Origin of the sequence: Paenibacillus sp. 32352 (assembly GCF_002042965.1) — a bacterium.
Lineage (GTDB): Bacteria > Bacillota > Bacilli > Paenibacillales > NBRC-103111 > Paenibacillus_S > Paenibacillus_S vulneris.
This window is the reverse complement of sequence record NZ_MZNT01000007.1, coordinates 205,952-222,570: the sequence shown is the minus strand read 5'-3', so window position 1 is coordinate 222,570 and position 16,619 is coordinate 205,952. Positions and strand designations below refer to the sequence as shown.

The following is a 16,619-nucleotide window of genomic DNA, read 5'->3' as shown; positions in this document are numbered from 1 at the left end:
ATAGTAAAGGATTGAATCCGGTTAAATACGAAGTCGCGCCATTGGTGCGGCTTTTTTTTGCCTAAGGTGCCTGAATTAAGAGAAAAGTATCGGGAAATGCTACACTTTGACCATATTATTTACAGGGAGGCCGAATCAGCTTGGATCAACCCACATTAGCTCCTCATGAAGCATTGGAGCTGCACGAAGCGCTAAATTTTAAAACGCTATGCTTGGCCAAATCGAAACTGATGCAGGGGCTAGTTTTTGATCAGCAATTAAAAGCACTCATGCAGAAGGATGTTGAACAAACGAAGCTTGCCATTGATGAGCTCATGGCAGTTTATGAAAGAGCGCCATTTCAGGCACCCGTCCCCGAGAATAAACCTACTCCAATCCTGAATTGAGGGTGAATCCAATGAATCATGATTATCTTGACCCGATCAACTCGCTTCATATGCCGGAAATGGCGGATATGACGTTTGCTATGGATTTTCTTATGCGTGCCAAAGAAGGAGTCCGGAATACGGCCATCGCCTTGACGGAAACGGTATCTCCAGATGTCAGGGCCCTTTTGCGGAAGCAGCTGAGGCAGGGGATTGCTCTTCATCAGGAAATCACGGAGCTCATGCTTCGTAAGAAATGGTTCCATCCGTATGGGCTGAAGGAGCAATATCAATTGGATCAGCTGGCCGCCAAAAACACGGAAATGATTTCTCAAATGAACTTATTCCCGGAGGATACGTCCCGCAAGGGGATGTTCGACCGTACACCGGATGAGCATATGGGAGGTAGACACGCATGAAGGCGGTAACGTATCAAGGTATCAAAAACGTCGCCGTTAAGGAGGTCCCGGATCCAAAGATTGAAAAGCCGGACGATATGATCGTCAAATTGACCTCTACTGCGATATGCGGCTCCGACCTGCATCTTATTCATGGAATGATTCCCAATTTACAGGAAAATTATATCATTGGTCATGAGCCGATGGGTATTGTGGAAGAAGTCGGCCCAGAGGTTACGAAGCTGAAGAAGGGCGACAGAGTCATCATCCCGTTTACGATTGCATGCGGCGAGTGTTTTTATTGTAAAAACCAGCTGGAAAGCCAATGCGATAATGCCAATGAACACGGGGACATGGGGGCTTACTTCGGATATTCGGGAACTACGGGCGGTTATCCGGGCGGTCAAGCGGAATATTTAAGGGTTCCTTTTGCCAATTTCACTCATTTTAAAATTCCGGAGAATAATGAACTGCCGGATGAGAACTTGTGCTTGGTTGCCGATGCAATGACAACAGCGTATTGGAGCGTTGACAATGCCGGAGTCAAGGACGGGGACACCGTCATCGTGCTGGGCTGTGGTCCGGTAGGGCTGCTGGCTCAAAAGTTTTGCTGGTTTAAAGGAGCCAAGCGGGTCATTGCGGTCGATTATGTCGATTACCGCTTGCAGCATGCAAAACGGACGAATCATGTGGAAACCGTCAACTTCGAGCAGCAGCAAAACGTGGGCAGCTATCTCAAGGAGATCACCAAAGGCGGTGCGGATGTCGTTATTGACGCTGTAGGGATGGACGGAAAAATGAGCGACCTCGAATTTTTGGCCAGCGGTCTTAAGCTCCAGGGCGGCACGATGAGTGCGCTCGTGATTGCTTCCCAAGCGGTGCGCAAAGGAGGTACCATCCAAATCACCGGCGTCTATGGCGGGAGATACAATGGCTTTCCTCTCGGAGATATTATGCAGCGTAACGTGAATATCCGCTCCGGGCAAGCACCGGTCATTCACTATATGCCCTATATGTATGAGCTGATTACGACAGGCAAAATCAATGCGGGAGACATTATTACCCATGTAATTCCGTTAAGCGACGCCAAGCGCGGATATGAGCTGTTCGATACCAAAACCGACAACTGCATTAAAGTCATATTGAAGCCATGAGATCCTGGAACGGGGAGTGAATCAAGCATGAAGCCCTATGCATTACATGAAACCTTGGAGGTTCACGAAATTGCTGCATTCAAAACCGTCTGCCTGACCAAATCAAAAATGATGCAAGCCCTGGTCTCAGACCCGCAGCTTGGAACCATTTTGCAGCAAGATGTCGCCACGACTACGAGGCATCTTCAGGAGCTTGAAGCTATATTAAACAACAGCAAGGAGGCGCTGCAATGAATCCTGTGCTGGAATATTTAACAGGCATGACTCATTTAACGGATGAAGTGGTCGCCATGGACTTTCTGAATACCGCCAAAAGCGGTGTCCGTAACTACGCGATGGCCGTAACTGAATGTGTATCGCCTGAAATCAAGACAATCTTAACCCGGCAATTAGAGGACGCTATCGACACCCATGAGAAAATTTCGGATTATTTGATCGGGAAAGGGCTGTATCACCCTCATCTCCTTAATGAACAAGTCCGTCTGGATCTGCAAAACATTCAGACAGCCTTGAAGGTTCCATCATTGGGATAAGACGAATGGAATATAGATCAACTAAAGCCGATGCGGCCTTCGGGTGCTCGGCCTTTTTCGTGTTAGGGTGATCGTATTTCCCTATGAAAATGAAAGACTCAGCCTACTATGGAATGAAAGTTTTGGATTATGATCATCATGAAACGGCTGTTTTTAAGGAGCTAATGAAAGGAGGCCTTGTTTATCCCTGTTATGTAATCGTTTACATAAATGAAGTATTTTAAGATTTTGGAGGTGTACCCATTTTGCGCGCATGGATATCAAAGCTGTTATGCTGCGCTTTACTTCTTCAGCCGTTAGCGGCAGGAGTGTTTGCGCCGAAGCAGACTGCCGCAGCCGCAGTCAATGATGGAGAGGTTACTCTCCTGGAAGAAGATTTCTCGGCCGCTTTGGAAGGGATCCCTGCCAACCAGCTGGGATTCGATTATTCTGCGCTTCCTGCAGGCGCATCGAGCGATGCCGTGATTGAAGAGGAGCCTATGACGAAGCAAAAAGCGCTTCATCTGTCCGTCAATCATGCCGGAGAAAGCCCCTTTCTGATCAGCAAGACGTTTGGTGAGAGCAAGACCGGAACCATCAGAGCTGAAATCACCTTTATGCAGCCCGGCACTTCCAAGAAGCAGGATCAGCTGCTGCAGCTGTATAACTCCGGAGTCGGTACAAGCAGCAAGTATTTGGTCATCGGGGGTCTGGACCCGGGGAAGGGAGCCGTCTATTGGACGGATACCGCTCCGGCTGATTTGAAAGCCTCGTACCAGCTGAACCAATGGCATACGATGAAGCTGGAGGTCAATACTCAGAACAAACGGTTTAGTCTGTGGCTGGACGGCGTACCGATTCGAGCGAGGGAAAAGGCAAACCTATTTTCGGCGAACGATGAGAAAAATGCGAACGCATTTAATTTTAAAAAGCTGGTGATCGGAACTCCTGCTGGCGATGGCGAGGTCTATATTCGAAGCGTCAAGGTCACTCATACTCCGATCAAAGCGCCGGACGCCCCGCAAATCGCTTATTGGGTAGGACGCAACAATCAATCCATTGCCATGTGGATCTATCCTGACACGGCCGCAACCAAATATTCCATCAAAATTAAAGCCAGGGAAGAAGATCCGTGGTATACAACCTCCACGTATACCGGCACTCCGACGAGCTATCCGTTCCTGGCATCGCCTTCCGCATCGAACGAATGGGATTATACTTTGAACAAAGCCGTCAAGATAACGCTTGGAAAACCCTATATTATCGGTGTCTCAGCCATAACGAGGGATGAGGTTGCCAAGGTGGATATTGAAGGAGAGATCACGCAATTTGAGGCGATAGCCTATGAGGTCACTCCCGTAGCAACTCCTGAAGACAGCATTTTTGACAAGGTTCTTGCTTATGAAAATTATAATGCTCACCGATGGTCTGTCCAATCAGGCTTACATCCGGGAGATGAACCGTTTGCCGACAGGGCCTCCCCACTCAAAATCGTCTCGATACCCGATAAATACCGTGAAGCGGATTGGATCAAAACCCACGTCGACACGATGAAATACAGCGGCCCCTATCCGCAAATAGCGACGTTTTCCGTTCGGGACCAAACGGCCGTTTATGTAGCTATGGATCAGCGGGAAACATTGCCTAATTGGTTGAAAGAAGGCGAGGGGTGGACCGATACGGGGGAGGTTATCCAGTTAGCGGATCCGGCCCTTTCGTACACGTTTAAAATCTATAAAAAGCTATACGGGGTTAAAGATGAGGTTAAAATGCCGTGGAACAATTATACCGAATACAACAGCGGCAAAAACGCCGGCTACTTCGTGTTCGCAGAACGGGTACCGACGGATTTGAAGCTGGACCCGGTGAAGGCCTATACGAATGTTCCAAGCTATACCATCTCCGGAACCGTTGCATCCAACGTGTATTCCGGAACGGTAGCTTCCTCTGTTTATAGCAGCGTCTACGCCGGTTCCGTCACTTTATCGGTATATCAGAACAAAATGCCTGTATACAGCAGCCTTTTGACCCAAGATCAGTACAAGGTTGATATAAAGCTGGTGCCGGGCGCGAATCTGATCGAGGTGTATGCGCAGCGGCCGAATGCCACGTTATTCGATAGGGTTTCTGCGGTTGTCCATTATGACCAGGTTTCGCCGGAATTCCGTATCGATGTACCGCCGCCATGGGTTAGAGATGCCGAGTATGCGCTGCGCGGATCTATAAATAAAGATGCACTTGTGACTATAAAATTAAACGGTGCCGTTGTGGCGGACTCTATTGCCCAGGCAGGGAATGTGCCGTTTACATACCCGCTTAAGCTAATGGAGGGCGCTAACACCATTGAAGTGTCCGCAGCAGATATTGCAGGCAACCTAAGCACGGTTAACTTTGTCATTAACTACGAGTATTGGATCGGGGAGCTGGAAACGGTCACTCTCGACGGCAAATTCATCGATACCGTTAAGCCGTCCGAGGATGTGCTGGCTCGAAAGCAGATCTCGAACCCTACCGCCACCCTGAAGCATGTCACGTTATGGTTTGTGCTTTACGATAGCCATAATGCAATGGTCGATTACTCCAGCGTAGATGCCGACATTGAACCGGGACAAACCAAAACATTGCAGGCCGGCTTCCGACTGCCTTCCCAAACGAGCGGCTATAAAGTCAAAGCATTCGTATGGGATAGCCTGACGGGTATGAAGCCTTATTCGGGCGTTATGGAGCTGGATTAACAGCATGGGTGAAGTGATGTTCTTCTATGTAAAATTCAGGGAGGTTACGATATGAAGCATGCCCTGCGAGTAGGGCTGTGCCTTTTGCTCAGCTTGAATCTTATGCCGATCAGCTTTTTTACCGGTCCTTCGGAAGCGCTGGCAGCCGTACAAGCTGTTCCGCCCTTGGAACAGCCGAAGGCGCTTCAAGCAATACCCGGCAATAACAAGGTTGCATTATCATGGGATGCCGTTCCGGGTGCCGCAGCTTATCAAGTCAAGCGCAGTACGGTGAACGGGGGGCCCTATGACATCATCCAAAGCAACTACACAGCAACAAGCTTCACGGATCTGACTGTAAAGAACGGCCTTGTCTATTTTTATGTGGTCACGGCAACTAACGGTTCCGCGGAAAGTATGATTTCCAATCAGGTGAAGGCATCGCCTTATGCGCCGATTGCCGGTGCTCCGGAGCCGCCAGGGGATTTTGCAGCAACGGCATATAACGGCAGTGTAGAATTGTCTTGGTCCAAAGTGACCGGAGCGGTCGGCTACAGCCTCAAAAGAAGCAGCACCAGCGGTGGACCTTATACGACGATAGCTGCCAACCTGACTTCTCCAACCTTTAAGGATAAGGTTATTGAAGGAGATGCCTCCTCCATTCGCAATGGAGAAACCTACTATTATATTGTAACGGCCTCCAATGATAAAGGGGAAAGCCAGCCGGCGAAAGAGATTGCTGTGTCTCCGGCCAAAGTGATTTCGGTAGCGCAGGATGGTAGCGGCGATTTTACCAATGTCAAGGACGCGATTGCTTCTATCGACCCTAAGAACACGAAGCGTACCGTCGTCTTTATTAAGAAGGGGACATACACCGAAAATGTCGTTATTACGCCGCCTTATGTCAGCCTGGTAGGGGAAGGAACCGGACAATCCAAGATTACAAGCAACAAATCGAATGCGACGAACCCGAATCAGGCAATCTCCGCAGCGACAGTCATAGTCCAAGGGGATCATTTCTCGGCCACGAATCTGACGATTGAAAATAGCGCCAAGCCTTCCGACGGTCAAGCCGTTGCGCTGGCTGTCCAAGCCGATCAAGCGGTGCTGGAAAATGTTCAGCTCCTTGGTTACCAGGATACGCTGTATGCGGGCATTCGGGCTGAAAGCCCCCGAATCGGCAGGCAATATTACCGCAACAGCACGATTGTCGGACGCACTGACTTTATTTATGGCCCGGCAAGCGCTGCCGTATTCGATCATGTAGACGCTGTCAGTATTAACAAGTCGGACAGCGGCGGAGTCTTGACGGCAGCGGCGACTAAGAATGAAACCGATCCGGGGCTTGTGTTTATAAACTCCCGGTTGTTGAAGGACAGCAGCACACAAGGAAAGCATTTTCTGGGCAGACCATGGCAGGATAAGCCGATTGTGCGGTTTATCAATACCTATATGGATGATCATATTGATCCAGCCGGCTGGACCACGATGCAAGTCGATCCGTATTCGTTCACGGAATACAACAGCAGCGGTCCGGGAGCAAGTCCTGCCACCAGGGTCATGGGAACCCAAATGTCGGCGCAGGAAGCGAGTGAGCTGACGATTCCCCGGATGTTTGATGGCTGGGACCCGACCCAATCCGTTATTATTCCGGGCATGTTTCCTGATTTAAAGGCATTTGCGGCACCTGCCATGCCGGACGGGCAGAACGGAGCCTATACCAAGCCTGTGCTCATCTATTTGGAGCAAAATGGGGAGCTCCCGGAAGAAGGCAGGGTTCAATACCGGGTGAATGAGGGGGAATGGAAAGCATATGCCGCTGAATTTGAAGTCGGTGGGCAAGGCGATAACGTCATTCAGTACCGCTATTTCGATAAAGCGGGCAATGCGAGTGCCGTCCAGTCCATTCGTGTAACTGTGGATCCGAATGCCGTAGCTCGGGTTCCGGCCTTCCCTGGTGCCGAAGGGGCAGCGATGTACGCCAAAGGCGGCCGGGGCGGACAAGTATACGAAGTTACGACTCTGGAGGATTATGACACCAAAGCGGGAGAAGCTCCGATTCCCGGCTCGCTTCGCGATGCGGTTAGCGCAGGCAATAGAACGGTTGTATTCCGCGTCTCGGGAACCATTCATCTGAAGCGGGAGCTGGATATTACCGTGGGCAATATCACAATAGCAGGGCAGACAGCTCCTGGAGACGGCATCGCGGTTAGCGGGTACATGGTCAAATTTGGCAACAATAATGTGGGGACCGATCAGATTATCCGATATATCCGATTCCGCAACGGAATTAACGTGCTGAGCGATACCGCAGATATTACGGGCAACAATATTATCATCGATCATTGCTCATTCAGCTGGAGCTCCGATGAAACGTTCTCGGTCAAAAACCGCAAAAATTTCACGGTGCAGTGGAGTATTATCAGCGACAGCTTGAACCTTTCCATTCATGGCAAAGGCGCGCACGGATATGGGGGGATTTGGGGCGGAACGAACGCCACATACCATCATAATCTTCTGGCCAGCCACAACAGCAGAAATCCGCGGTTTGACCGGCAAACCGATCCGGATAATTATCCGACCAAGATTGATTACCGGAACAATGTCGTCTATAACTGGGGCAACAACTCTGCTTATGGCGGAGAGCAGGCCGTAGGCATCAATATGATCAACAATTATTATAAGCCGGGTCCCAGCACCTTTGACGGGGTAAAAAGCCGAATTGTCGCTCCTTCCGGCGAAGCGAACAGCGGTACCTGGTACATTGACGGCAATGTTGTGGAAGGGGCGCCGGATGTCTCCGCCAATAACTGGGTGACCAATTCGCAAGGCCAATGGAAGGCCATCAATCCACAAGGGCCTATCGTTCGCAAGTATAAGCCTATCCTGATTCCGGATGCGACCGATCCCATAGGAGGTCCTGTCACTACGGATACGGCTGAAGCGGCGTATGAGAAAGTACTGGAAAGCGCAGGGGCGTCTCTGCCAAAAAGGGATTCGTTGGATGCGAGGATTGTGGACGATGTGAGAAACGGCACAGGCCGGATCATTAATACGATCCAGAGCGATGGAGGATTGCCTGAGCTTCTCCCGGCGGCACCTCCGTTGGACAGTGACCATGACGGGATTCCGGATGATTGGGAGGTTGCACATGGGCTTAACCCCGCTAATGGTTCGGATGGGGCGGGACTAGATGCGAACGGATATACTTACTTGGAGAACTATATCAATTCCCTGGTCGTTCCTGTTACGCCGAATCCGATTGTTCAAACGACAGGGATTCGTATGCACCAAGCCTTCAAAGAGGGGGACATCATCACCCTTGGTGCGGAAGCATCAGCTGAGAGCGGCGTTGCCCAGGTTATCTTCTATTCCGGCAGTCAGGAAATCGGCCGGGTTCAGAACGCTCCGTTCACGCTGGAGTGGAAGCAAGCCCCCAAGGGAGAGCACTATATTTATTCCAAGGCAATTGATAATACGGGAAGAATGACCCTTTCGTCCGTTATCATTATTTACGTCAATGGTGCGGGAGAGATCACACCTTGGGTTTCCAGCGACATAGGCTCCGTCACTATTGAGGGGAGCGCCAGTCAGGTAGGGAATGATTTCTCGGTCAAAGGGGCAGGAGTCATCGGCGGCAGCACGGATTCCTTCCATTATACTTATCAGCCGGTTGAAGGCAATTTCGAGATGATCGCTTATGTTGACTTTGACTCGGAAATCGATGATTTGACCAAATCGGGACTCATGGTAAGAGCCAGTCTTGCCGATAATGCGCCGGCTGCGGCGATTTTCCTGACCCCGGATACGGATGAAAATGCACCGACCGGAAGGAAAGCTCTCTTCATGAACCGTTTGGCAGCAGGGGCGAAATACAGCTCGAAAGCGGCAGCCTCCAGCAGCCTGAAGGCACCTTTCTGGTTGAAGCTTGTCAGAACGGACAATACCATTACCGGTTATGTGTCTACCGATCGGGTCAACTGGGGGATCGTTAATTCCGCCGTCCTGGAGCTTGAGGACCAAGCCTATATCGGAATGGCGGTGGATGCGCCGAAATCTACGAGCAACTCCGATTACTTGGCCGCAGCCAAATTCAACGACGTACAGCTGCATCGTTCCGCAAAGTTCCTCCTTCATAACCCGAGTACGGCTGCCGTTGAGATTCCTTCCTATACCGTCGAGGGAACTATGGTAGATGGAGCCAATTTGGATATCAGCCTTAACGGTACAACGGTCATCCAATCGGTATACCATGAAGCAGGAAGCCTGTTCTCGCATGACCTGCAGCTGACGGAAGGCTTGAATACCATTACCATCTCGGTGCATAGCGAAGCCTCCGGCGACGTGATCAACTCAAAAACGATTTCCGTCACCTATAACAAATCGGCCATTGTATTCCAGCCGACTTCAACCGTTCCGGCAGTCGTCCATGTCCCAGCCTATGAGCTGTCCGTTACGGCGAATCGGGGAGCTGCAGCTGTTGTGTCTCTGAACGGCTCGGTGCTAATGGAGAATGTAACCATAACGCCGGGCATTCCTCTGCACATTCCTTTGACGCTGCAAGAAGGAGCCAATGATATTGTGATTACCGGCAAAGACGAGTATGGGAACACGGGCACTAGCACCTTCCGGATGACTTATAACCCTAATTGGGGGTCCGGGATGTTCACCATACAAAAGACAGAGCTGCATGATCTAGGAGGCAATTTGATTTACAGTCTTAATGGCGTCAGGGATGTTATGGTCAAAGCTACGCTGGCCAGCAACTCCAAGGTCAGTCAGAATGGAGTGGTAGTCATTGCGCTGTTCGATTCACAGGATCGGATGACCCGATATGCATTGACCGAACAAACCATTTCCGGAGGCGCAACTACTCAAGCAAGTGCGCTGCTCAGGCTGCCAGAGAATGTATCAGAAGGCTACAAGCTGAAGGTATTCGTGTGGGATCAAACATCGAGCAGGAATGTGATCTCCAATGTAGTCTCGATTCCATAGTCGAACATGGGGATAGGGGAATAAGCGGGCTTAAGCTGCAGCATTCCCCTGCATCCCAAAGGAGGAGTAAGTTTGAAACAATCCACGGTGCTATTGCTCGTGCTGTTATTATGCTTTAGTATGGTGTCTCCAGCTGCAGCGGCACCTTCCTCTGCGGTCAACGCTTCATATGATAGCTCTAGCGGCCAGGTCCAAATAACAGGAAGCATGGGGACGCCTCCGGGCAGCCTGGTAACGGTACAAGTTCGGAATCCGAATGACGTACTCGATTATTTGGATCAAGGAACGATTGGTCCGGACGGCCGTTATTCCTTTGTCTATACACTGAAACAAAGAGTCAATGGGAACTATCTTGTCAAGGTAAGCGGTGAAAATGTGTCGAGCATTGCAACGGCTGCGTTTTATGTAAGTCCGCTGGAAGCCCCAAGTGTATCAGCCGTGTTCGACTACGGAACTCGCAGTGTCATCATTTCCGGTACGTCGGGGACTATAGAGGGCAATCCTGTACATGTCGAGCTTCGAAACCCGAACCAGGTCGTGGAATATTCCGATCAAAGCGCGACTGGAGCTAAAGGTGCTTACTACTTCAAGTACACCTTGAGCCAATTGTTGAATGGCATCTATACCGTCAAGGTATGGGGACAGGACAGCAGCCTGTCTCAATCCGCTACGTTTGCCGTTCAGCTGGGAGGCAGCTCCAGACGGCCATCGTCATCCGGCTCGGCTTCCGCTCCGGTGATTCCGCAGCTGCCTCCGAATCCGGAAATCTCTACGGAGAAGGGGCTGACCTTGCCGCTGAAGGTCCAATTGGATCCACTCTCCGGCGCGGCACTGGCGCAGTTAACGGATGAATTGTATAACGATGCTCTAAAGAAAGCCCAGTCTGGTGAGCAGCGCAGTATCACCCTTGAGCTGGAAAAAGCGGAAGGAGCCCAGAGCTATGAGCTGTCTATTCCGGTTGCCTATTTTATAAGCAAGCCGAATATGGACTTCATTATCGTTACCGAGCTGGGTACGATCCGGATTCCTTCTCATATGCTGTCGAATAGGTCTTTAAATGAAGCACAGAAGATTGGTCTAAGGATTGGGAAAGGCACTGCGAATACACTGCCTGAATCTGTACAGAAAGAGGTTGGAGATCGGCCGATAGTTCAACTGGATATCCGGGTTGACGGGCAAATCGTCCCCTTCAATAACCCGGATGCAGCCGTATTGGTTGCCATTCCATATCGTGCTGCTGGTGAGGAGCTTACCCATGCAGAGCATCTCACTGTGTGGCATATCGATCCGCAGGGTAGCATAGAGCCGGTTCCGACGGCCCAATATGTGGCCTCTAAGGAGCAGATCATGTTTAAAACGACTCGTTTCAGTTCCTTCGCGGCGGCTTACGTATTCAAAAGCTTCGAGGATCTTGAAACCGTACCTTGGGCTAAGGAAGCCATTGAAGTGATGGCGTCCAAAGGAGTGATAACCGGGATATCGGAGAAGGAATTTGATCCGGGAACCAGGGTTACCAGAGCGGATTTTATCCTTTTATTAACAAGGGCTATGGGATTCAATGCTTCGGCTTCCACCCAATTTCACGATGTAACCCCGGATGATTATTATCATCATGCAGTAGGGGTGGCTAAAGCTCTTGGATTAGCGGAAGGGCGAGAAGATGGGGAATTTTATCCGAGGGAGCCTATCTCACGGCAAGATATGATGGTGCTTATCAGCCGCGCTTTGCATAAAGCTGGGAAAACACTGCCCTCAAGTTCAGAGGAGGACTTGGCCGCTTTTGCGGACCGTTCACAAGTATCGTCTTATGCTATAGGTGATCTTGCTGCAATGGTCAAGGCCGGTGTGGTCGAGGGTGACGGAAGCAGGCTGAATCCGTTGGCTAATGCAACGAGGGCGGAAGCAGCCGTATTATTGTACCGAATTTATCATCAATAAGTTGTGTGTTCAAGCGTTCTTTCCGTTCGGGGAGAGCGCTTTTCACTTTGTCAGATTTTTTTGATGGCAAGGAGGATGTGAATGCAGCGTCGAATAAAGAAGAAACCATAAACGTGAAAAAGAGGTATTACTTTGAACAGAGCCAAACATCAATTTAACAAAGTTGCGGTAGAGTATGATTTTGTGAATACGTTAGTAAATGATTATTCCTTTTTTATGTCCAATCTCCCCGAGCAAAGAGGACGTGCATTAGATGTTGGCTGCGGCTCGGGTATTTTAGTTCATGAATTGTCATCTCATTTTGAAGAGGTCATTGGTATTGATATTTCAGACGAATTGCTTGAGATAGCTAAAGCGAAGCGTCAGCGTTCCAATACAAGCTACTTGAATATGGATGCAGAACATTTTACCTTCGATAGCGGATTTGATTTCATTGTGAGCAGAACCACCCTCCACCACCTAAATCATATACCGAGTGTCATAAACAATATGAAAGGCTTGCTGAATGATGGTGGAAAGCTTGTCATTCTTGACAATGTGTCAGAGAGAGAAACTCCGCCAGCTTACGTGTATGTTATTGGAGCGGTACTTGAGTTTATTCCCCATCATCGCAAATTCGGGTTGAGAAACGCCATCAGAATTTTCAAGCATAACACTTCCAAGTCCTGGCTTGAACATTTAGCATCGGACAAGTATCTATCCGAAAAACAATATTACGACTTATTCGGGAAGCTATTACCGAATTGCCGTTTTCAAAAAATGGGTTGGGCAATGGGCGTTGTCTGGGAAAAATAAAAGTTCACCTACTCATTACGGTAGGGTCGTGGGGAGGTAATGCTTTTTATGAGCCTGGAAACAGCGGCCAAACAGATCGATGAGCTTGCTATACGAGATCAAGATGATTCTATTAATCGATTGATACTGTCCTTATCAAGCTCTGATCAGCTATCCATTCATGGGCTGCTGGACCCTGGAACGCTGGAGTATATAACGATGAACAGGGGGCGATTTACTTTTGATGATGCAGTGAAAGAGCATATCGTATGGGCTTGTTACCGGAATCAGGAATGGTCGGATGCGTTATTGCTCAAGCTGATCAAAGAGTATAAACAGGATCCGTATGTTGCTTTGGAAAGTATAATCATAAATGCAGTTACCAGAGATCATGCAACCAAGGAACAAATCGATTTGATTCTACAGCATGGTCCGGATAACGACGGACTGCGCCGGCAAATCTATTTTTGGTCAGTACGAAACCAATTAGAGACACGGCAGGTATTGAGTACCGCAGAGATTCAGACACTCCAAAGACTAAGAGGTTATGATTTGTTAATTCGAGCATTAGATGAACGTTTGATTAATGAGGCAGATTTGGAGCTCTTTCAAAAACCCGAAGCCGGGGAAAGGGATAGGAAACAGAAAGAAAAGCTTTATGTGAAAGCGAGTGGATATAAGGGTTCATAAGCGCTAAAGGAGATTGATAAGTTGGGAAATTGTGTATCATTACCTGGCCAACATAATTCATTGGAGGATTTGCATATGTCTAATGGTCTCACCTCGGTATTTCTTGAAACGCTTGTATTAAGCGGTTCATTACTGGCAGTGACGGACCGGGAAAAAGAATTCATCGTTTGGTTAGCTCAACGGGATCAGTCCATTGTAGGTATTGGAACAGTTGGGTTTAGTTTGGAGGAGATGCCATGGTTAATTCGTGATTTCAATCGGATGAAACTATTTATGTTGAAAGCCATCGAGGGAGCAATAAACAAAACTAAGTGGGAGGTTCTCGACTATCAACCTAATGAAGAAATGGTAGTTAGATGCTTACATCGATTCAAAGAACTGATACGAGCATTCAACGTAGATCATGTTCTCGAAAGTCATTATTGGGAATGGAGTGAGATCGATGATAATGACCCAATTCCTGCCATACCTGAAGGACATCCTATGTGCCCAACCCATTCCATTTATTTGTCTTGCCATGGATGCCTTATTTGTAATTCGATGTAAAGGATTGAAACGAATTGACTGCCATTCTCCTTGTATAATAGTTGGGAAATGATGCGCTTGTCATGTACAGGGGTTATCGTCAACGCAAGGTCGATCTCGTTATTATGCAACCGTTCCGAAACATTGTCTGCGCTGATGATTCGGACCTGAACTTCGGGATATGCCTCATGAAATTCCGGAAGAAGCCGCCTGGGTAAATCAAAGCGATCTCGGGCTCTTTGTGCTGTGCTATACCTGTGGTAGTATGCGAGGCGACGGCATCCCAGAGGGGTCGGAAAGATTCTTCAGGTATCCCATAATTGCGTAAATACGCGGAGGGTAATGGTTCCACAACCATGTATCGAAGCAATTCTGCGGCTCGGTTAGCCCGACTTGAAAATAGACTATACCTTAGAACAGGGATAATCATGCGCCATACAACATAATCATGAAATGATTTTTTTAAAGATAACGCCATTCAGCCTTAAGCAGTTCCTATGTATGAAGGAGGCTGTTTCCGATAAAAAGCTGCCGATTGTACTTGCACATTTTCCCAGAACCTGTGCGTGCGCTATGACATTTCATACCTCTGATGCATGGAGTGCAGGCCATACCTTAATATCGGTTAGCCGATGTTAAAAACGGATTATTGCCAATGTTAAGGTTGGATTATCATTGGTTAAATTGAATGGTTTCCATGTGACGCAATCTTTGCAAAAATAAACATAAGCGAAATCGTCGGTACGCAGCGACCTGCATTCTTGGTCTGACGCTATCCTCGATATCATTTACACCATCGCGTGAAGCCGGCTGCTTTCGCCAAACTTTTGCTTTTATTTGAAGGAGGTAAAAGGGGTATATGAAAAAGACCAGCGGTAAAAAATGGGCTGCTGCAGGGGCATCGGCTCTATTGACCCTATCGGTCGTTGCAGGATGCAGCGGCTCGAGCCCGGCAAAACAAGGCACAGATAAGAAAGAAGGACAAGAGCCCCCTAAATTGCAAGCGCTTACCTATTGGGTAGGTCTTGCAAGCAACGTTGCTGCAACATTAAAGAGCTTTGGCGATATGACGGTGTACCAGGAGCTGCAGAAGCGTACCGGGGTGAATGTGACGTTCCAGCATCCCCCTGTAGGGCAGGAGAAGGATCAGTTCAATTTAATGATTACCGGTAAAGACCTGCCTGATGTGATCGAATATGGCTGGACGGGATATCCCGGCGGTCCGGAAAAAGCGATCAAGGACAAAAAAATTATTAAGCTGAACGATATTATTGCTAACCATGCTCCGAATCTAAAGAAAATTCTGGATGCCAATCCGGAATGGAAAAAGCAGGTTATGACGGATGAAGGCAGCATTTATGGCTTTCCGTTCTTGCGCGGCGACGATTATTTGCTGGTCAGTAACGGCATAGCACTCCGCAAAGACTGGCTGGATAAGCTGAACCTGAAAATGCCGGAAACTATTGACGAGTGGTACACCACCTTGACCGCGATCAAGAAGAGCGACTTGAACGGCAATGGAAAAGCGGATGAAATCCCGTTGCTGATAAGCAAAAACGATATGGGAGGTTCTGTTGCTTTTCTCGGTTCGTTCGGCGTCAATTACGATTTCTACCATGTGGATGGCAAGGTGAGCTACGGGCCTATCCAGCCTGAATATAAGCAGTTCCTGACCGTGATGAACAAATGGTACAAGGAAGGGCTGCTGGATCCGGATTTTGCCGTGACGGACAGCAAGCTGAAGGATGCGAAGGTGACAGGAAATCAGCTGTTCGCGACGGTCATGAGCACCGGCTCCGGTATCGGTAACTATACATCGCTTGTCAAGAACAAAATTCCTGATTTCAAGCTGGTAGCCGCGCCTTTCCCTGTCGTAAACAAAGGGGATAAGAAGCTATGGAGCGCAAGAACCTACAACTTCTCCGGAGGGGTGGCCGCTGCGATCTCGACCTCGAACAAGAACCCGGAGGCTACGGCCAAATGGCTAGATTATGCATACAGCGACGAAGGCAAGATGCTGTTTAACTTTGGAGTCGATGGCGTTTCTTATAAAATGGTCAACGGTTACCCGACTTACCTGGACGACATCATGAATCCGAAGGATATGTCCATGGCCCAGGCTATGGCCCGTCATGTCCGCGCCAACTTCAACGGTCCGTTCGTACAAGACAAACGATATATGGAGCAATACGCCGCTTTGCCTGAGCAGAAGGATTCGATCAAGATCTGGTCGGAGCCGACCGATGAAAGAAAGCTGCCTCCGGTTACACCGACTTCGGATGAGAGCAGTAAGTTCGCGTCCATTATGAACGATGTCAATACGTTCAAGGACGAGATGTTCAACAAGTTCATTATGGGAGCGGAGCCTCTGGATAATTTCGATAAGTATGTAAAAACCATTGAAGGCATGGGCATCCAGGAAGCTATCAAAATTGAACAGGCAGCATTGGAAAGATACAAGAAGAGATAACGCTTCTTCATGGTTCTTTGAAGGGAAGACAGGGGGAGATGACCCGTTCATCTCCCTATCCTATAGAAAGAGGAGGAGGGATGC

The 16,619-nt window shown here is 48.9% G+C and carries 13 protein-coding genes; 12 read left to right on the top strand and 1 reads right to left on the bottom strand.

The genetic code is table 11. The features are described 5' to 3' along the window. The first annotated feature begins 140 nt into the window (after positions 1-140). The 11 genes from B1728_RS18110 to B1728_RS18060 all read left to right on the top strand — a co-directional run bounded on the left by B1728_RS18110 (position 141) and on the right by B1728_RS18060 (position 14,086). Complete coding sequence (locus tag B1728_RS18110) at positions 141-386, top strand: spore gernimation protein GerQ (RefSeq protein WP_079911727.1); 246 nt, start codon at positions 141-143, stop codon at positions 384-386. Between the two features lie 11 nt (positions 387-397). After that, entirely contained in the window at positions 398-784 is a 387-nt protein-coding gene (locus B1728_RS18105) for a spore coat protein (RefSeq protein ID WP_079911725.1), read from the top strand. Further along, on the top strand, positions 781-1,917 hold the full coding sequence (locus B1728_RS18100; protein WP_079911723.1) for a zinc-dependent alcohol dehydrogenase: 1,137 nt from the start codon (positions 781-783) through the stop codon (positions 1,915-1,917). Before B1728_RS18105 ends, B1728_RS18100 begins: the two co-directional genes overlap by 4 nt. Before the next feature lie 27 nt (positions 1,918-1,944). Further along, positions 1,945-2,151, top strand: coding sequence for a hypothetical protein (locus B1728_RS18095; protein ID WP_079911722.1), 207 nt, complete (start codon positions 1,945-1,947; stop codon positions 2,149-2,151). Then, the gene (locus B1728_RS18090; protein WP_079911721.1) at positions 2,148-2,450 is read left to right on the top strand and encodes a spore coat protein; all 303 of its coding nucleotides are present in this window, start codon (positions 2,148-2,150) and stop codon (positions 2,448-2,450) included. The genes B1728_RS18095 and B1728_RS18090 overlap by 4 nt, the downstream gene beginning before the upstream one ends. 245 nt (positions 2,451-2,695) lie before the next feature. Next, positions 2,696-5,164: a hypothetical protein gene (locus tag B1728_RS18085; RefSeq protein ID WP_079911719.1), complete on the top strand. Its 2,469-nt coding sequence runs from the start codon at positions 2,696-2,698 to the stop codon at positions 5,162-5,164. A gap of 51 nt (positions 5,165-5,215) precedes the next feature. After that, positions 5,216-10,138 carry a pectinesterase family protein gene (locus B1728_RS18080; protein ID WP_079911718.1) on the top strand — a complete coding sequence of 1,641 codons (4,923 nt, stop codon included), beginning with the start codon at positions 5,216-5,218 and terminating at the stop codon, positions 10,136-10,138. 72 nt (positions 10,139-10,210) lie between these two features. Then, positions 10,211-12,076: an S-layer homology domain-containing protein gene (locus tag B1728_RS18075; RefSeq protein ID WP_079911717.1), complete on the top strand. Its 1,866-nt coding sequence runs from the start codon at positions 10,211-10,213 to the stop codon at positions 12,074-12,076. 132 nt (positions 12,077-12,208) lie between these two features. After that, on the top strand, positions 12,209-12,871 hold the full coding sequence (locus tag B1728_RS18070; protein WP_079911716.1) for a class I SAM-dependent methyltransferase: 663 nt from the start codon (positions 12,209-12,211) through the stop codon (positions 12,869-12,871). A 48-nt stretch (positions 12,872-12,919) separates the two neighbouring features. Further along, entirely contained in the window at positions 12,920-13,540 is a 621-nt protein-coding gene (locus B1728_RS18065) for a hypothetical protein (RefSeq protein WP_079911714.1), read from the top strand. Between the two features lie 75 nt (positions 13,541-13,615). Further along, positions 13,616-14,086, top strand: coding sequence for a hypothetical protein (locus tag B1728_RS18060; protein WP_256865407.1), 471 nt, complete (start codon positions 13,616-13,618; stop codon positions 14,084-14,086). Here the strand turns inward: B1728_RS18060 and B1728_RS37480 are convergent. Next, complete coding sequence (locus B1728_RS37480) at positions 14,044-14,223, bottom strand: hypothetical protein (RefSeq protein WP_483310987.1); 180 nt, start codon at positions 14,221-14,223, stop codon at positions 14,044-14,046. The two genes, B1728_RS18060 and B1728_RS37480, sit on opposite strands and share 43 nt — an antisense overlap. A gap of 701 nt (positions 14,224-14,924) precedes the next feature. On the opposite strand from B1728_RS37480, the gene B1728_RS18050 reads away from it, so the two are divergent. After that, positions 14,925-16,535 (top strand): extracellular solute-binding protein, encoded by a 1,611-nt coding sequence (locus B1728_RS18050; protein WP_079911712.1) that lies wholly within the window; start codon positions 14,925-14,927, stop codon positions 16,533-16,535. Positions 16,536-16,619 lie beyond the last annotated feature (84 nt).